Origin of the sequence: Variovorax sp. 38R (genome assembly GCF_014843395.1) — a bacterium.
In the GTDB taxonomy this organism is placed as follows: Bacteria; Pseudomonadota; Gammaproteobacteria; order Burkholderiales; family Burkholderiaceae_C; genus Variovorax; species Variovorax paradoxus_H.
The window spans coordinates 4,614,411-4,631,024 of the sequence record NZ_CP062121.1; the positions used below are offsets into that span (position 1 = coordinate 4,614,411).

Annotated in this window: 14 protein-coding genes; 7 read left to right on the top strand and 7 right to left on the bottom strand. The window is 66.2% G+C overall.

The features are described 5' to 3' along the window. Window positions 1-50: 50 nt before the first annotated feature. Window positions 51-1,712 carry an energy-dependent translational throttle protein EttA gene (gene ettA, locus IG196_RS21330; protein WP_101489480.1) on the bottom strand — a complete coding sequence of 554 codons (1,662 nt, stop codon included), beginning with the start codon at window positions 1,710-1,712 and terminating at the stop codon, window positions 51-53. A 289-nt stretch (window positions 1,713-2,001) separates the two neighbouring features. On the opposite strand from ettA, the gene IG196_RS21335 reads away from it, so the two are divergent. Beyond that, on the top strand, window positions 2,002-3,825 hold the full coding sequence (locus tag IG196_RS21335; RefSeq protein WP_192192904.1) for a DEAD/DEAH box helicase: 1,824 nt from the start codon (window positions 2,002-2,004) through the stop codon (window positions 3,823-3,825). A 128-nt stretch (window positions 3,826-3,953) separates the two neighbouring features. On the opposite strand, the gene IG196_RS21340 is transcribed toward IG196_RS21335, so the two are convergent. After that, complete coding sequence (locus IG196_RS21340; RefSeq protein WP_225616758.1) at window positions 3,954-5,399, bottom strand: IS1182 family transposase; 1,446 nt, start codon at window positions 5,397-5,399, stop codon at window positions 3,954-3,956. Between the two features lie 167 nt (window positions 5,400-5,566). Between IG196_RS21340 and IG196_RS21345 the strand changes: the two genes are divergently transcribed. Further along, the gene (locus IG196_RS21345; RefSeq protein WP_192192906.1) at window positions 5,567-6,619 is read left to right on the top strand and encodes an endonuclease/exonuclease/phosphatase family protein; all 1,053 of its coding nucleotides are present in this window, start codon (window positions 5,567-5,569) and stop codon (window positions 6,617-6,619) included. Between the two features lie 12 nt (window positions 6,620-6,631). Here IG196_RS21345 and IG196_RS21350 read toward each other — a convergent pair whose 3' ends face one another. From IG196_RS21350 to IG196_RS21370, 5 genes are all read right to left on the bottom strand, one after another. Beyond that, window positions 6,632-7,831 (bottom strand): mandelate racemase/muconate lactonizing enzyme family protein, encoded by a 1,200-nt coding sequence (locus IG196_RS21350; protein ID WP_192192907.1) that lies wholly within the window; start codon window positions 7,829-7,831, stop codon window positions 6,632-6,634. Between the two features lie 83 nt (window positions 7,832-7,914). Beyond that, complete coding sequence (locus tag IG196_RS21355) at window positions 7,915-8,925, bottom strand: TRAP transporter substrate-binding protein (RefSeq protein ID WP_101489478.1); 1,011 nt, start codon at window positions 8,923-8,925, stop codon at window positions 7,915-7,917. Window positions 8,926-8,999: 74 nt separating this feature from the next. Further along, a complete protein-coding gene (locus IG196_RS21360; RefSeq protein WP_192192908.1) occupies window positions 9,000-10,301 on the bottom strand; it encodes a TRAP transporter large permease in 1,302 nt (433 codons plus the stop codon). Next, window positions 10,298-10,843 carry a TRAP transporter small permease gene (locus IG196_RS21365; protein WP_192192909.1) on the bottom strand — a complete coding sequence of 182 codons (546 nt, stop codon included), beginning with the start codon at window positions 10,841-10,843 and terminating at the stop codon, window positions 10,298-10,300. Before IG196_RS21365 ends, IG196_RS21360 begins: the two co-directional genes overlap by 4 nt. Before the next feature lie 75 nt (window positions 10,844-10,918). Next, on the bottom strand, window positions 10,919-11,668 hold the full coding sequence (locus tag IG196_RS21370; RefSeq protein ID WP_101489476.1) for a FadR/GntR family transcriptional regulator: 750 nt from the start codon (window positions 11,666-11,668) through the stop codon (window positions 10,919-10,921). 213 nt (window positions 11,669-11,881) lie between these two features. On the opposite strand from IG196_RS21370, the gene IG196_RS21375 reads away from it, so the two are divergent. The 5 genes from IG196_RS21375 to IG196_RS21395 all read left to right on the top strand — a co-directional run bounded on the left by IG196_RS21375 (window position 11,882) and on the right by IG196_RS21395 (window position 16,605). Then, a complete protein-coding gene (locus IG196_RS21375; RefSeq protein WP_192192910.1) occupies window positions 11,882-13,621 on the top strand; it encodes an IlvD/Edd family dehydratase in 1,740 nt (579 codons plus the stop codon). Between the two features lie 198 nt (window positions 13,622-13,819). After that, entirely contained in the window at window positions 13,820-14,731 is a 912-nt protein-coding gene (locus IG196_RS21380; protein WP_192192911.1) for a 2-dehydro-3-deoxygalactonokinase, read from the top strand. Next, the gene (locus IG196_RS21385) at window positions 14,728-15,369 is read left to right on the top strand and encodes a 2-dehydro-3-deoxy-6-phosphogalactonate aldolase (protein WP_192192912.1); all 642 of its coding nucleotides are present in this window, start codon (window positions 14,728-14,730) and stop codon (window positions 15,367-15,369) included. Before IG196_RS21380 ends, IG196_RS21385 begins: the two co-directional genes overlap by 4 nt. 55 nt (window positions 15,370-15,424) lie before the next feature. Continuing rightward, window positions 15,425-16,162 carry an aldolase gene (locus IG196_RS21390; RefSeq protein ID WP_095746253.1) on the top strand — a complete coding sequence of 246 codons (738 nt, stop codon included), beginning with the start codon at window positions 15,425-15,427 and terminating at the stop codon, window positions 16,160-16,162. 113 nt (window positions 16,163-16,275) lie between these two features. Then, window positions 16,276-16,605 carry a hypothetical protein gene (locus tag IG196_RS21395; protein ID WP_101489471.1) on the top strand — a complete coding sequence of 110 codons (330 nt, stop codon included), beginning with the start codon at window positions 16,276-16,278 and terminating at the stop codon, window positions 16,603-16,605. Window positions 16,606-16,614 lie beyond the last annotated feature (9 nt).

The following is a 16,614-nucleotide window of genomic DNA, read 5'->3' on the forward strand; positions in this document are numbered from 1 at the left end:
CCCTCGAAGGGGCGGCGCGCTTTTCGCGTCCCGGAAGAACCGGTGCAGGCTTACTTGAGGGCCTTGTAGCGCATGCGCTTCGGCTTGGCGCCTTCTTCGCCGAGGCGCTTCTTCTTGTCGGCTTCGTACTCCTGGTAGTTGCCGTCGAAGAAGGTCCATTGGCTGTCGCCTTCGGCCGCGAGGATGTGCGTGGCGATGCGGTCGAGGAACCAGCGATCGTGGCTGATGACCATCACGGTGCCGGCGAACTCGAGCAGCGCGTCTTCCAGCGCGCGCAGGGTTTCCACGTCCAGGTCGTTCGACGGTTCGTCCAGCATCAGCACGTTGCCGCCCGCGATCAGCGTCTTGGCCAGGTGCAGCCGGCCGCGTTCACCGCCCGACAGCGTGCCGACCTTCTTCTGCTGGTCGGCGCCGTTGAAGTTGAAGCGGCCCGCGTACGCGCGGCTGGCCATCTGGAACTTGCCGACGTTGATGATGTCCAGGCCGTTCGAGATGTCTTCCCACACGGTCTTCTGGTTGGCGAGCTCGTCACGGTGCTGGTCGACGAAGGCTGCACGCACGGTCGAACCGATGACGACTTCGCCGCTGTCGGGCAGTTCCTTGCCCGCGAGCAGCTTGAACAGCGTCGACTTGCCGGCGCCGTTCGGGCCGATGATGCCGACGATGGCGCCCGGCGGCACGGTGAAGCTCAGGTTGTCGATCAGCATGCGGTCGCCGAAGGACTTGCTGACGCCGTGGAACTCGAACACCTGCTGGCCCAGCCGCTCGGCCACAGGAATGAAGATTTCCTGCGTTTCGTTGCGCTTCTGGTATTCCATGTCGCTCAGCTCTTCGAAGCGGGCCAGGCGCGACTTGCTCTTGGCCTGGCGTGCCTTCGGGTTCTGGCGCGACCACTCGAGTTCCTTCTTCAGGGCCTTGGCGTGGGCTTCTTCGCTCTTCTGCTCCTGCGCCAGGCGTTCGCCCTTCTGCTCGAGCCAGGTGCTGTAGTTGCCCTTCCATGGAATGCCGCGACCGCGGTCCATTTCCAGGATCCACTCGGCGGCGTTGTCCAGGAAGTAGCGATCGTGGGTGATGGCCACCACGGTGCCCGTGAAGCGCTGCAGGAACACTTCGAGCCACTCGACCGATTCGGCGTCCAAGTGGTTGGTCGGCTCGTCGAGCAGCAGCATGTCGGGCTTGGACAGCAGCAGGCGGCACAGCGCCACGCGACGCTTTTCACCACCCGACAGCAGGCCGATCTTGGCGTCCCACGGCGGCAGGCGCAGCGCGTCGGCGGCGATTTCCAGCTGGTGCTCGGAATCGGTGCCGGCGGTGGCGATGACGGCTTCGAGCTGGGCCTGCTCGGCCGCCAGCGCGTCGAAGTCGGCGTCTTCGGCACCGTAGGCGATGTACACCTCTTCGAGGCGCGCCTTGGCCGCGAACACCGCACCCATCGATTCTTCAACCGATTCGCGCACCGTGTGCTCGTTGTTGAGCTTGGGTTCCTGCTCCAGATAACCGATCGTCATGCCCGGCATGGGCAGGGCCTCGCCCTCGAATTCCTTGTCCACACCCGCCATGATCTTGAGCAGCGTGGACTTGCCCGAGCCGTTCAGGCCGAGCACGCCAATCTTGGCGCCGGGGAAGAAAGAGAGCGAAATGTCCTTCAAGAGCTGCCGCTTGGGCGGCACGGTCTTGCTGACGCGGTTCATCGAATAGACGTATTGAGCCATCTGTGAATGATTACCTCGGGTAGCTTGGGGATTTGCGTAAAAGCACGGTCGTCCGGACAGTGATCCGGGCGCGGCGAACCCATGATTATCGACTCATGCGACAATAGTCCTCGTTGCCGGGTCCAGTTGCCCGCAAACCGGCTCTCTGCCGGGGACGAAGAAACCCCTCATCACAACGGGTTTTCCGGCTCCCACCCCTGACCTTCATCTGCCTTGACTGGCTCGGCGTCGCCAAGACGCCAAGCGGGCCGATGCCACTGCGCCGTGTATGGCGCTTGTTGTTTCCACAATGAATTTTGACGAACTGAAGCTGGCCCCGGCCATCTTGAAGGCTGTGCTCGAACACGGCTACGACACCCCTACCCCCATCCAGGCACAAGCCATTCCCGTGGTCCTCGACGGCCACGACCTGCTGGGCGGCGCCCAGACCGGCACCGGCAAGACCGCGGCCTTCACCCTGCCGATGCTGCACAAGCTCACCATGAGCCGCAGCGCCACCAACAAGTTCGGCGGCATCGGCATCCGTGCCCTCGTGCTGACCCCCACGCGTGAACTCGCGGCCCAGGTCGAAGAGTCGGTGCGCACCTACGGCAAGTACCTGCAGCTCGACTCCACCGTGATCTTCGGCGGCGTGGGCATGAACCCGCAGATCAGCAAGCTCAAGAAGGGTGTCGACATCCTCGTGGCCACCCCCGGCCGCCTGCTCGACCTGCAACAGCAGGGCATGCTCGACCTGAGCCAGGTCCAGATGCTGATCCTGGACGAAGCCGACCGCATGCTGGACATGGGCTTCATCCACGACGTGAAGAAGATCCTGGCCCTGGTGCCCAAGGAAAAGCAGAGCCTGCTGTTCTCGGCCACCTTCAGCGACGAGATCCGCGACCTCGCCGGCTCGCTGCTCAAGAACCCGCAAAGCATCCAGGTCACGCCGCGCAACACCACGGTGCAGCGCATCACGCAGGTGATCCACCCCGTGGGCCGCGGCAAGAAGAAGGCGCTGCTCGCGCACATCATCAACGAGCACAAGTGGAGCCAGGTGCTCGTGTTCACGCGCACCAAGTTCGGTGCCAACAGCGTGGCCGAGTTCCTCACCAAGAACGGCATCGAGGCGATGGCGCTGCACGGCAACAAGAGCCAGAGCGCCCGCACGCAGGCGCTGGCCGGCTTCAAGAGCGGCGACATCCGCGCGCTGGTGGCCACCGACATCGCGGCCCGCGGCATCGACATCGACGAGCTGCCGCACGTCGTGAACTACGAAATCCCGAACGTCAGCGAAGACTACGTGCACCGCATCGGCCGCACCGGCCGTGCCGGTTCGAGCGGCGAGGCCGTGAGCTTCGTGTGCCTGGACGAAGAAGGCTTCATGCAGGAAATCGAACGCTTCACGAAGCAGACGATTCCGGTGCAGAAGGTCGAGGGCTTCGGTCCTGAAGAAGGCGAACGCGCCGAGCCGATCGCCATGGGTCGCCAGACGATCTGGGGCGGCGCCGGCCGTCCGCCGAGCCGCGAAGTCATGCAGGCAGCCGCCAAGGCCGCCCGCACCGAAATGATGTCGCGCATCCGCGAGAACAAGGCTGGCCAGGGTGGCGGCAACGGCGGTGGTGGTGGCGGCGGCAATGGCGGCGGTCAACGCCGCGGTGGCGGCCAGGGCGGCGGCGGTCAAGGCCGCAATGCCAACGGTGGCGGCCAAGGTCAGGGCCAAGGCCCGCGCGGCCCGGGCGCAGCCCGTCCCGCACAAGGTCGCGGCCCGCAACAAGGCCAGCCGCGCGCACCGCAGCAGCCGCATCACCACACGCCGCATGAAGAGCGCCAACCGCGCCATCACGGCAACAGCCACAGCCCGACGCAAGCCAACCAGGTCGCACACCTGCGCGCTGAAGCCGTCGCAGGCGGCGGTGCAGCCGGCCAGCCGGACCCGTTGCGCACGAGCGTCGACCACATGGGTGGTCGCGGTCGCGGCGGTCGCCCGGGTGGCGGCGGCGGTGGTGGCGGCTACGGCGGCAACCGTTCGGGTGGCGGTGGCCGCTCGGGTGGTGGCGGTGGCTACGGCGGCGGTGGCGGCGGTGGCAACCGCTCCGGCGGTGGCGGCGGCGGTCGTTCGTTCGGTCGCTGAAACGCACACGCGCGTTGATTCCACAAAGGGCACTTCGCAGGCTGTGTAAATAGTCAGCAGGCCGCTTGATCGAGATGCCCCGCGAGAGCGGGGCATTTTTCATTGGGGCGAGCAAACGCCCAAGGGCCTCAGCCCCTGAGCGCCTGGTGCATCCAGGGCGCTCCCTTCATGTTGAACACCCGCTTGAGGTTGTAGGCCATCACCGCCAAGCTGAACTCCGCGCGCGCTCCACTGGTATGCCTCATCAGCAACCGGGCATTGCCCAGAATGAGGTGTTTGATACTGGCAAAGGGGTGTTCCACCGTCTGGCGCCTGAGCCCCATCATCCAGGGCTGAGCGGCCAGCCTGCTTGCATTGGCTTCGAGCGCCTCTTCGTACAGGTGGCGCGAGACGAAGTGCTGGCGCGCCGTGGTGCATTTGAGTTTCTGGGCACAGCCCGCGCAATCGCTCGGCTGTGCTGCATAGACCACCATCTTGTCCTTGCGCGAGAGCTGCTTGCGCTTTAGGGCACTGCCCGCCGGGCAGGTGAAGCTGTCGCTGGCCGGGTCATAGACGAAGGCGCTGCGCTGGTACAGGCTGCCGCCGCCCTGGTGGTTCACCGAACGCTCGCCCGCCACGTAGCTGGTGATGCCCTGGGCGTCCAAGGCTGCAATGTGCTCCCCATTGGCATAGCCCGCATCGGCCACCACCGAGCAGGGCTGCTGCAGCACCCGGCTGGCCGCCTCGGCCATGGGCTGCAACTGGCGCTGATCGTTCACCTCGCAGACCACCTCATGCGCCACGATCAGGTGGCTTTGCGTCTCCACCGCCGTTTGCAGGTTGTAGCCCGGCTGGCTGTTCAGGCTACGCATCGGGCGTGCTTCGGGCCCACCGCACACGACGGTGCTCGCGTCGCTGCGCAGGAGTTGCTGGGCTTGGTTGGCGATGGCTCGCCCCTGGGCCTTCAGTCGTTCCAAGGCCGCGCGCACTTCATCGGGCGTACCAGGACCATCGCCGGGCCCATCACCGCCCTGGTCATCCTCGCCGTCCCGGCTGTCCAGCAACCGCAGATAAGCCGCGATCTCCTGCGCGTTGCGCTGTGCCTGTGCGGCCAGCTCACGCTGGCCCACCACCGCCTTGCGCGAGGCCACTGCCTGCACCTTGGAGCCATCAATGGCCACTGTCGATCCACGGATCAACCGGCTGGCCCGCGCGAACTGCACGAAGGCCGCACAACTGGCCACCAGGGCCGCCGTGTTCTGGCGCCTGAACTCGGCGATGGTCTTGTGATCCGGGGCTAGGCGCCCCAGCAGCCACATGCACTCCACGTTGCGGTGGCACTCGCGCTCCAGGGCCCGCGAGGAACGGATCGCGCTCAGGTAGCCCCAGATGTACAGCCGCAGCAGATCCCCTGGGTCGTAGGGCGGTGTTCCCAGTCGCTGCGCCTGCGCCTTGGCAAAGCCCAGCGCCTTCAGATCCAGCGCCTGCACCCAGGCGTCCACCACCCGAACCAGTGCGTCCTGGCCCACCAGCTCATCGAGCATCAGTGGGAACAACGTCGCCTGTCCCCGCGCCTGTCCGTGTCTATGTCCCATTGGTCAGCCTCCAATGAAAAATGCCCCTCAGACAAACGCCTGAAGGGCACTTCTCGCGGACTCAGCGCTGACTATTTACACAGACTGTTCGGTGCCCTTTTTCGTTTCTGCCGGCTGGCGGGCGCGGCAGGTTCGTTGACACCGTCTCAGGACACAATGTGCGGGCCATGCCCTCCTACATCCCGCCCAACTACGCCACGCTCTTCGTCGCGACCTGCAACCTGCTCAACCTCGCGAACCCGAACCGCGTGTACTACGAGAACCAGGACGCCTACAACGAGCGCGAATACGAACGCAAGATCGACTGGATCGGCGAGCGCATCCATGCGCTCAACGCCGACGTGCTCGCGGTGCAGGAGGTGTGGGACGAGGCCGCGCTGAAAGCCGCCATCGGGCGCAGCGGACTGCGCTACGACTTCGTCTCGGTGCCGGGCGCCGAAAACACGCCGCCGCCCGCGAGCCCGCCAGGCACGCCTGGGCGGCCGGGCGCGCAGGGCACGCCGCGCGTCGGCATCGTCACGCGGCTGCAGGTGGAAAGCACACAGTCCTTCGTCGACTTTCCGCCGGGCTTCGGCGTCGACGTGCCGGGCCTCGGCCCGCACACGCGCTTCGAGCGCCCGCCCCTGCTGGTCACCGTGCGCATGAAGCACGGCCAGCAGGTGCATGTGCTGACGGTTCACCTGAAGTCCAAGCGCCCCAAGTTCCTGCAGGACGCGCAAGGCAACGCCCTCGAAGACCGCGACGACCGCAAGATCGGCGCGATGGCCTCGCTGCGTTCGCTGTTGATGCGCGGTGCCGAAGCCGCGGCCCTGCGCTGCATCGTGATCGACCTGCTGCAGGGCACCAACGTGCCGCTGGTGGTGATGGGCGACTTCAACGACAACCCGCACAGTGTGACCACGCAGCTGGTGGCCGCGACCTCCGAGGTGGCCTACGACAAGGCCGCGCGCGACGTGGCGCTGTTCAACGCCTACGAGATGCAGGGCGAGTCGGCGCTCAAGAAGGACGTGGCCTATTCGCACATCCACCAGGGCTTCCCGGATGTGCTCGACCAGATCCTCGTGAGCGAGGAGTTCGTCGCCAGCAGCCGCCACAGCCTGGGCGACGTGCGACGCGTCGACTACTTCAACGACCACCTGCACGAAGGCCGCGACCGCTCGCGCTCGGACCACGGCTTCGTGCGCGCCCTGCTGCGGCTGCGCACCGACGACAACCGCTGACGAACGACGGCGCTACGCCGCCTTCGACACCCGCACGATCGCGTCGGCGCGCTTGTGCAGGTCGGGCAGCAGCTCCAGCCCAAGGCCGGGCTTGTCGTTGAGGCTGATCATCCCGTTCTCGACCTTCGGCAGCTCGGTGACGAGTTCCTTGTACCAGCCGGTGAAGAAGGCACGCACGCTCTCCTGGATGAGCGCATTGGGCGCATGCAGGCTCAGGTGCGTGGACGCGGCCCAGACCACCGGCCCGGTGCAGTCGTGCGGCGCCACGGGCAGTTGCCAGGCGTCGGCCATGGCGGCGATCTTGCGCGCTTCGGTCAGGCCGCCGCACCAGCTCAGGTCGAGCATCGCGACCCCGGCCACACCGGTCTGCAGGTAGTCCTTGAAGCCCCACTTGTAGCTCAGCGTTTCGCTGGCGCAGACGAGCGCCTGGCAGTCCTTCGCGTACTGCTTGAGCAGGTCGAGGCTGTCCATGCGGATCGCGTCTTCGTGCCAGAAGGTGTCGAACTCCTGGAGCGCACGCGCGATCTTCTGCGCCATCGGCAAGCGCCACAGGCTGTGGAACTCGACCATGATGTCCATCTTGCCGCCCACCGCCTTGCGGATCTTGCGGAAGGGCTCGAGCGCGGTGTCGAGGTCGGCGTTGCTGATGTACTGCCCGTGGCTCTTCTCCGCCGCCGGGTCGAAGGGCCAGATCTTCATGGCCGTGATGCCTTCGGACAGCAGTGACTCGGCCAGCTCGTCAGCATGGTGCAGGAAGCCCTGCAGGTCTTCGTAGGGCCCGTTGTTGTTCGCCAGGCCCCAGTTCGAACTGGTCTGGTTGGTGGCGCTGCGGATGTACTGGTAGCCCGCGCAGGTGTTGTAGATGCGGATCGCATCGCGGCTCTTGCCGCCCAGCGCCGTGTGCACCGGCATGTTGGCGGCCTTGCCGAACAGGTCCCACAGCGCGATGTCGACGGCCGAGTTGCCGCGCGTTTCCACGCCCGACCCGCGCCACCCGAGGTAGCCCGTGATGTCGCGGTTGCGCGCCTCGATCTGCAGTGGGTCGGTGCCGAGCAGCTTGAACGCCGCCCACTCGTGCAGGTAGGCCTCGACCGCTTCGGCGCCCATGAAGGTTTCGCCGAGGCCGACCAGGCCCTCGTCGGTGTGCAGGCGCACCCACAGGATGTTGGGGAACTCGCCGAGGCGGATGGTTTCGACTTGCGTGATTTTCATGAAAGGGGTTCCGCAAAAAGAAAAAGCCGCAGCGGCGAATGCCGCGCGGCTCTTGCACACATTCAACTCATGGCAGAAAGGCCTCAGCCTCCGCGCGCCTTCTTCAGCGCATCGGTCACCACGCCCACGGCTTCCGTGCCGATGTTGGGCACGTTCTTGTCGTACACGGGCTTGACCTTCTCCAGCATGCGCTTCTGCTCGGCCGCCGAGACTTCGTTCACCGTCATGGTCTTGCGCAGGTTGGCGAGCGACTTCTCGTTGAGCGCGCGGTTGGCCTCGCGCTGGACCTTCTGGCCTTCCTTCGCGGCCTCGCGCAGCACCGCCTGCTCCTGCGGGTTGAGCTGGTCCCAGAGCTTCTTGCTGTACAGCACGAGGAACGGCGTATAGGCGTGGCGCGTCACGCTCAGGTACTTCTGGACCTCGCTGAACTTGGAGGTCTCGATGGTCACGAAGGGGTTCTCCTGGCCGTCGATGGTGCGGGTCTCGAGCGCGGTGAACACCTCGCCGAAGGCCATGGGCACGGCGTTGGCGCCCAGGGTCTTGAACGAGTCCAGGAAGATGTTGTTCTGCATCACGCGCAGCTTCACGCCCTCGAAGTCTTCGGCCTTCGTGACGGGCTTCTTGCTGTTGGTGAGGTTGCGGAAGCCGTTCTCCCAGTAGGCCAGGTTCACGAGGCCGGCGGCTTCGAGCTTCTTGTTGAAGTACTCGCCCGCAGGGCCGTCGAGCACCGCGTCGGCCTCCTTCTCGTTGGCGAACAGGAACGGTAGGTCGAAGGCGCCGAGTTCCTTCACGATGCCCACCAGCGGCGAGCTCGAGGTGCACACCATTTCCTGCGTGCCGGCGCGCAGCGCCTGCGTGGCCGGCAGGTCGCCGCCCGCGGCGCCGCCCCAGAAGGCCGTGATCTTCATCTTGCCGCCGGTCTTGGCAGCGAGCACTTCCTGCATCTTCTTCACGCCCACGCCCACGGGGTGGTCTTCGTTCACGCCGTTGGTGAACTTGATCGTGCGTTCGGCAAATTGCGCGAGGGCGCCGGTCGACGCCAGCAGGCCACCGGCCACGAGGGCGGCGGTCATCAGGGTTCTGCGAAACAACATGCTTGTCTCCTTCGATTCGAGGGGTTGGTTGATTGAACGAACTGACTGACAGGAAAAAGAACAGGAAAGAAAAACTAGCGCCCCATCCACCACTGGAGCGGCACGGTCACGAGCTGCGGGAAGAACACCAGCGTGAACAGCACGACCAGGTGGGCGATGAAGAAGGGCATCACGCCCTTGAAGGCATCGTCCATCGAGATGCGCGCCACGCCGCTCACCACGTTGAGCACCGTGCCCACGGGCGGCGTGATCAGGCCGATGGCGTTGTTCATGATGAACAGCACGCCGAAGTACACCGGGTCGATGCCAGCCTTGAGCACCACCGGCATCAGCACCGGCGTGAGGATGAGCACCGTGGGCGTGAAGTCGAGCGCGGTGCCCACGATGACGATCAGCACCATCATCACGAACATCAGCAGCGTCTTGTTGTCAAGGAAGGGCTCCAGCAGCGCCACCACCTCGGTCGGGATGTTGGCCACCGTGATGAGCCAGGCGCTCACCATCGCGGCGGCCACGAGGAACATCACCACCGCGGTGGTCTTGCCTGCCGCGAGCGTGAGGCGGTACAGGTCTTTGACCTTGAGCTCGCCGTAGATGAAGAGGCCCACCACGAGCGAATAGACGGCCGCCACCACGGCGGCTTCGGTCGGCGTGAAGACGCCGAACTTCATGCCGCCGATGATGATGACCGGCAGCGCCAGCGCCAGGCTGCCCTGCGCCGTGACCTTCAGCCGCTCGCCCCAGGGCACGCGCGGCGAAGACTTCACGTTGTCCTTTCGGGCCACGATCCACCAGGCCACGCCCACCGCGAGCCCCATCATGATGCCGGGCACGATGCCTGCAAGGAACAGCTTGGTGATCGACACGTTGCCCGCCACGCCGAACACGATGAGCCCGATCGACGGCGGAATCACCGGCGCGATGATGCCGCCCGCGGCAATGAGGCCGGCCGAACGGTTCAGCTGGTAGCCGGCCGCCTTCATCATCGGGATGAGGAGCGCAGCCAGCGCGGCCGTGTCGGCCACGGCGGAGCCCGACAGCGAGGCCATGATGATTGCCGCCAGCACCGCCACATAGCCCATGCCGCCGCGGTAGTGGCCGACCCAGGCCATGGCCAGGTTCACGATGCGCCGGCTGAGCCCGCCGGCATTCATGAACTCGCCGGCCAGCAGGAAGAACGGCACCGCGAGCAGCGGGAAGTTGTCGGCGCCATCGACGAAGCGCTGCGCAATGATCTGGCTGTCGAAGGCCGGCAGGCCGCCGGTGTAGGCCAGCCAGCCCATCAGCGAGACGCCGCACACCAGCAGCGAGTACGAGATCGGAATGCCCAGTGCCATGGCACCGAGCAGCGAGACGATGAAGATCGTGACAGTCATTGCGCCACCTTCCCGTGTGCGGCGGCGTCAAGCACCTGTTCTTCGGATTCCATGACCTGGATCAGCTCCTGGTCGGGCACCCTGCCCCAGAACAGCCGCCAGAGCTTGTCGATGTTGAAGAGAGCCATCACCACCGACACGATGTAGCCGATGCCGTAGATCCAGATCATCGAGATGCCGACCACGGGCGAGATGTTGGTCACCTGCAGCTCGTGCATCTCGTAGGTGCCCATGAAGAAGAGCACGTTGCAGAACAGCATGAGCGACTGGCTCAGGAAGAAGCAGACCTTCTTGCCCATGAGCGGCAGGTGCTTGATGAGCGTGTCGACGCCCAGGTGCGCGCCGTCGCGCATGGCCACCATGGCGCCGATGTAGGTGAGCCAGATGAAGCAGTAGCGCGACATCTCGTCCGACACCGAAATGCCCGAATTGAAGCCGTAACGCAGCACCACGTTGCCGAACACCATGACGACCATCGCCACCATGCACACGACGACGAGGAACTCCAGCAGGCGAAAAAATCCGTCGATTGCCCTTTGCATCAGCATCTGCGTCTCCTGACTTTCCGGTGTTGTTATGGGAGGGAGGAAGGACCGCTCTGCGCTCTCTCTTGCTTGCTAGAGCGGGAAGGCCTTGAGCTGCGTCGCCGGCCGGCTGATGCGCGGCAGCTTCTTGCGCGAGGCCAGCACGGTCTCGATGTCCAGGCGCGCACCGTCGATGAGCACCCGCACGGCTTTTTCGGCGGCGGCCGGATCGCGCGCGATCACGGCGTCGAGCACCGCGCGATGCAGCGGCAGCGAACTCGCAGGACCGTTCTTGCGCGAGGTCGATATTTCGAAGCTGGTGCGCAGCAGCGCGCCCAGCGCGCGGCTCATCTGCACCAGCATGCGGTTGTGGCTGGAGCGGATGAGGCCCTGGTGAAAACGCAGGTCGGGCGTGATGTAGTCGCCGCCGAACTCGATGGCGCGCTTCATGCCCGCATAAGCGTCTTCCATGTCGGCGATGTCTTCGGCCGTGGCGCGCTGGGCGGCCAGCGCCACCGCGGCGGGCTCGACCACGCGGCGCAGGTCTTGCAGGTCGCGCAGGAACTCGGCCGACAGGCCTGCCTGTGTTTGCCACACGATGACGTCGGCATCGAACCAGTTCCACTGGTCGGGCGGCTGCACGCGCGTACCCACCTTCGGCCCGCTGGTCACGAGCCCCTTGGCGATCAGCGACTTGATCGATTCGCGCACCACGGTCCGGCTCACGCCGAGCTCTTCGCACAAGAGCGGCTCCGGCGGAATCGACGCGCCGGGCGCATAGCGGCCCGCGACGATGTCGCTGCCGATGCGATCGACCGTGTTGCCGTGGACGTTCTTGATCATGCGGGCCTGTGTGTGTGGTTCTGGTGGTGTCCGGTGCTTTGTTTTCCTGCACGTGTCGAGGCCGGATTCAGGCGGCTGCGCCTGTGCCGGCCACTCGAAAACCCTGAATGCGCGACAGCTCGTCACGCTTATCATATGATGATTGAAAGGGTCGTCCGGCAGGAAAAACCCTGAGGATTTCGGCTCCAGATCCACGACAAAGAGACACATCCCATGAGCAACGCCCCCAAGAAAAAGCCCGCCAGCGAACTGCGCAGCCAGCAGTGGTTCGGACGCCATGACCGCGACGGTTTCATCTACCGCAGCTGGATGAAAGGCAAGGGCGTGCCGCACGACCAGTTCGACGGTCGCCCGGTCATCGGCATCTGCAACACCTTCAGCGAACTCACGCCCTGCAACTCGCACTTCCGCACGCTCGCCGAGCAAGTGAAGATCGGCGTGTACGAGGCCGGCGGCTTCCCGCTCGAGTTCCCCGTGATGTCGCTCGGCGAGACGCTGCTGCGCCCCACCGCCATGCTGTACCGCAACCTCGCGAGCATGGACGTCGAAGAAAGCATTCGCGGCAACCCGCTCGATGGCGTGGTGCTGCTCATGGGCTGCGACAAGACCACGCCCGCATTGATGATGGGCGCGGCCAGCGTCGACCTGCCGACCATCGGCGTGTCGGGTGGCCCGATGCTTTCGGGCAAGTGGCGCGGACAAGAGCTGGGCTCGGGCACCGGCGTGTGGCAGATGAGCGAGCAGGTGCGCGCCGGCACGCTCAAGCTGCAGGACTTTTTCGAGGCCGAGAGCTGCATGCACCGCAGCCACGGCCACTGCATGACGATGGGCACTGCGAGCACCATGGCCAGCATGGTCGAGTCGCTGGGCATCGGCCTGCCGGGCAATGCGGCCTACCCTGCCGTCGACGGCCGGCGCAACGTGCTCGCGCGGCAGGCGGGCCGGCGCATCGTCGACATGGTGCATGAAGACATGAACATGTCGAAGATCCTCACGCGCGAAGCGATCGAGAACGCGATCAAGGTCAACGCGGCCATCGGCGGCTCGACCAACTTCGTGATCCACCTGCTGGCCATTGCAGGCCGCATCGGCGTCGACCTCACGCTCGACGACTTCGACCGCCTCGCCGCCGACCTGCCCTGCCTCGTGAACCTGCAGCCGTCGGGCCAGTTCCTCATGGAAGACTTCTGCTACGCGGGTGGCCTGCCCGTGGTCATCAAGGAAATCGCCGACCACCTGCACAAGGACATCCTCACCGTCACCGGCCAGAGCGTGTGGGAGAACGTGAAGGACGCCGAGAACTACAACCCGCAGGTCATCCGCACCCAGGCCGAGCCCTTCAAGGACAAGGCCGGCATCTGCGTGCTGCGCGGCAACCTCGCGCCCAACGGCGCCATCATCAAGCCCAGTGCGGCCACGCCCGAGCTGCTGGTGCACAAGGGCCGCGCGGTGGTGTTCGAAAGCGCCGACGACCTGCACAAGCGCATCGACGACGAGAACCTGGACATCGACGAGCACTGCATCATGGTGCTCAAGAACTGCGGCCCCAAGGGCTACCCCGGCATGGCCGAAGCGGGCAACATGCCGCTGCCGCCGAAGGTGCTGCGCAAGGGCATCACGGACATGGTCCGCATCAGCGACGCACGCATGAGCGGCACAGCCTACGGCACCGTCGTTCTGCACACCGCGCCTGAAGCGGCTGCGGGCGGCCCGTTGGCACTGGTGCAGGACGGCGACATCGTCGAGCTCGATGTGCCGAACCGCAAGCTGCACCTGCATGTGAGTGACGAAGAACTGGCGAAGCGCCGCGCGAAGTGGGTGGCGCCCAAGGCACCGCTCGACTCGGGGTACTGGAAGCTCTATGTCGACACGGTGCTGCAGGCCGACCAGGGCGCCGACCTGGACTTTCTGCGCGGGCGTCGCGGGGCTTTTGTGCCGCGAGACAATCACTGATCTGGATGTTCGGGGTGCGATCGCGGGTTGATTGATCGCCCCGCACCACGACCGCGCCTCTCGTGCCCAGGACACTGGGTGCTTCCCGCAGCGAAATCAAGGAGGAGCGAAGCGGGGGACATTCGCGGAGGGAAGTACCCGGTGGCCTGGGCACGCGCCCCGAACAAACTCTCAAAAACGCAGCAGCAGACGACAGACATGACAAGACTCATCGCCATCGACTGGGGCACAAGCTCATTGCGAGGCGCCCTGCTGGACCCCGCAGGAAAAGTCATCGAAGAGCGCAGCGACGCCCGCGGCATCCTCACCGTGCCCGAAGGCGGCTTCCCCACCGTGTTCGAGTCGCTGTTCGGCGACTGGATGCGCCTCGAAGACACGCGCTGCCTCATCTCCGGCATGGCCGGCAGCAAGCAGGGCTGGGTCGAAGCGCCCTACTGCCCCTGCCCCGCAGGCCGCGTGGAAGTGGGCCGCAAGATCATCGACATCGCCGCGATCCCCGGCGCACGCATCGCGATCGTTCCGGGCCTCAGCGACGAACACGCCGGCGTGCCCGACGTGATGCGCGGCGAAGAGGTGCAGATCCTCGGCGCCATGACGATCACCGGCCTGGACGACGGTGTCTTCGTGCTGCCCGGCACCCACAACAAATGGGCCACGGTCAAGAAGGGCCGCGTCGCCGGCTTTCGCACCTACATGACGGGCGAGTTCTACGCGCTGCTGAGCCAGCACTCGATCCTCGCGCGCACGCTCGATGCGGCCGCGCCCCTCGACGAAGCCGCGTTCCTCGAAGGCGTGACGCGCTCCGAGAACGGCCACGGCCTGCTGCACAACGCCTTCGGCGCGCGCACGCTGGCGCTGTTCGAGCGCATGCCGAAAGAGGAGCTGTCGAGCTACCTGTCGGGCCTGCTCATCGGCGAGGAACTGCGTACGCAATCGGTGCAGGCCGTCGGCGAGGTCGTGCTGATCGGCTCTTCCACCCTCACCCAGCGCTACACCCTGGCCCTGCGCGCCACCGGCGTTGCCACGCGCACGCTCGGCGCCGAAGCTACATGGGCCGGACTGCACACGCTCTCCGGCTTCCTCGACACCGACAGGACACCCGCCGCATGACCACACCCCTCGATAAATTCAACGCCGCGATGCAGGCCCTGCCGCTCGTGGCCATCCTGCGCGGCCTCTCGCCCGCCGAAGCCGCCGACGTGGGCGACGCCATCGTCGAGCCCGGCTTCCGGCTGCTCGAAGTGCCGCTCAATTCGCCACAACCGCTGGAGAGCATCGCGCTCATGCGCCAGCGCTTTCCGAACGCGCTGGTCGGCGCGGGCACGGTGCTCGATGCGAAGCAGGTGCGCGAGGTGCAGGCGGCCGGCGGCGAGCTGATCGTGTCGCCCAACTTCAATGCTGAAGTCATCCGCGAGGCCGCGCGCCTGGGCATGGTCTGCCTGCCCGGCGTGATGACGCCGACCGAGGCCTTCGGCGCACTCGCGGCCGGCGCCACGGGCCTCAAGCTGTTCCCGGCCGAGCTGGCCTCGCCCGCCGTCGTGAAGGCGCTGCTTGCCGTGCTGCCGGCCGGCACGCCCGTGATGCCCGTGGGTGGCATTTCGCCGGACAACATGGGCACGTGGCGCGCAGCCGGCGCGGCCGGCTTCGGCATCGGCTCGTCGCTCTACAAGCCCGGCAAGACCGCCGCCGCCGTGCGCGAAGACGCGCAGCGCTTCGTGGCGGCTTGGGCCGGCCTCATCCGCGCGTGACCCGCGCCTGATCCGACACAACTCATCGACCACAAGAAAGAAGGAGACCCCCGCGATGTCCGCCGATTCCGAATACGCCAGCCCCGCCGTGCGCCAGTTGCGCGAGGACCTCGCGCTCGCCTTGCGCGCGGCCGCCCATCACGGGCTCTCCGAAGGTGTGTGCAACCATTTCAGCGTGTTGCTGCCGGGCGCGCAGGACCGCTACCTCATCAACCCGCGCGGGCTGCACTGGAGCGAGATCGGCCCCGACGACATCGTGCTGATCGACGTGCACGGCGAAGTGCTTGCGGGCCGTCACCGCGTGGAGCCCACCGCGCTCTTCATCCACGGCGCGGTGCACCGGCTCACGGGCCACGCCGTGGTGCTGCATTGCCACATGCCCTACGCGACGGCGTTGACGCTCACGGTCGATCGTGCGCTCGACCCGACCGCCAGCCAGAACGCGATGCGCTACATGAACCGCATCGCCATCGACGCCGAGTACAACGGCCTGGCGCTCGACGATGCCGAGGGCGAGCGCATCGCGCGCGCCATGGCGGGCAAGGACGTGGCCTTTCTTGCGAACCACGGCGTGATCGTGGCGGGCGGCACCATCGCGCATGCCTACGACGACCTGTACTACCTGGAGCGCGCCTGCCTGCACCAGGTGATCGCGCAATCGACCGGGCGCCCGCTGGTGCCCGTCAACGCCAAGCTGGCCGCGCACGTGGCGGCGCAGATCCAGGGCGAGCGGGAACAGTCCGACCTGTTCTTCGAAGCCCTGCGGCGCATGCTGCCGGCCCCCCAACGCTGAAAAAGCGTGCGCGCAGCGGCTTACAGCTCTTCATGCGATTTCGCTTCCGGCTTACAAGAACTTCACACAATGGCGCGACGATGAGGCATCGCAACCACTCCTCAGGAGTCGCCATGAAAAAGCTGACATTCGCCTTCGGTGCCGCCGCCCTGCTCTCGCTGGCCGCCCTCACCGCACCCGCCCATGCCCAGGCCGGCGGCCCGTTCATCCAGGCCCAGGTGTATGTGACGCCGGCCCCGCCGCCGCACCACCCCCGCTACTACGCACCGCCGCCGCCCCCGCGCCACTACCACCCGGGTCACTACGACGGTCCGCGTCGCCATGGCTACTACGACCACGGCCGTCGCGGCTGGGACGATCGCCGCCATGGCCGCCGGGACTACGACGGCGACGGTGTGCCCAACCGTTACGACCGCCGCCCGAACAACCCGTATCGCTACTGACGCACTCGA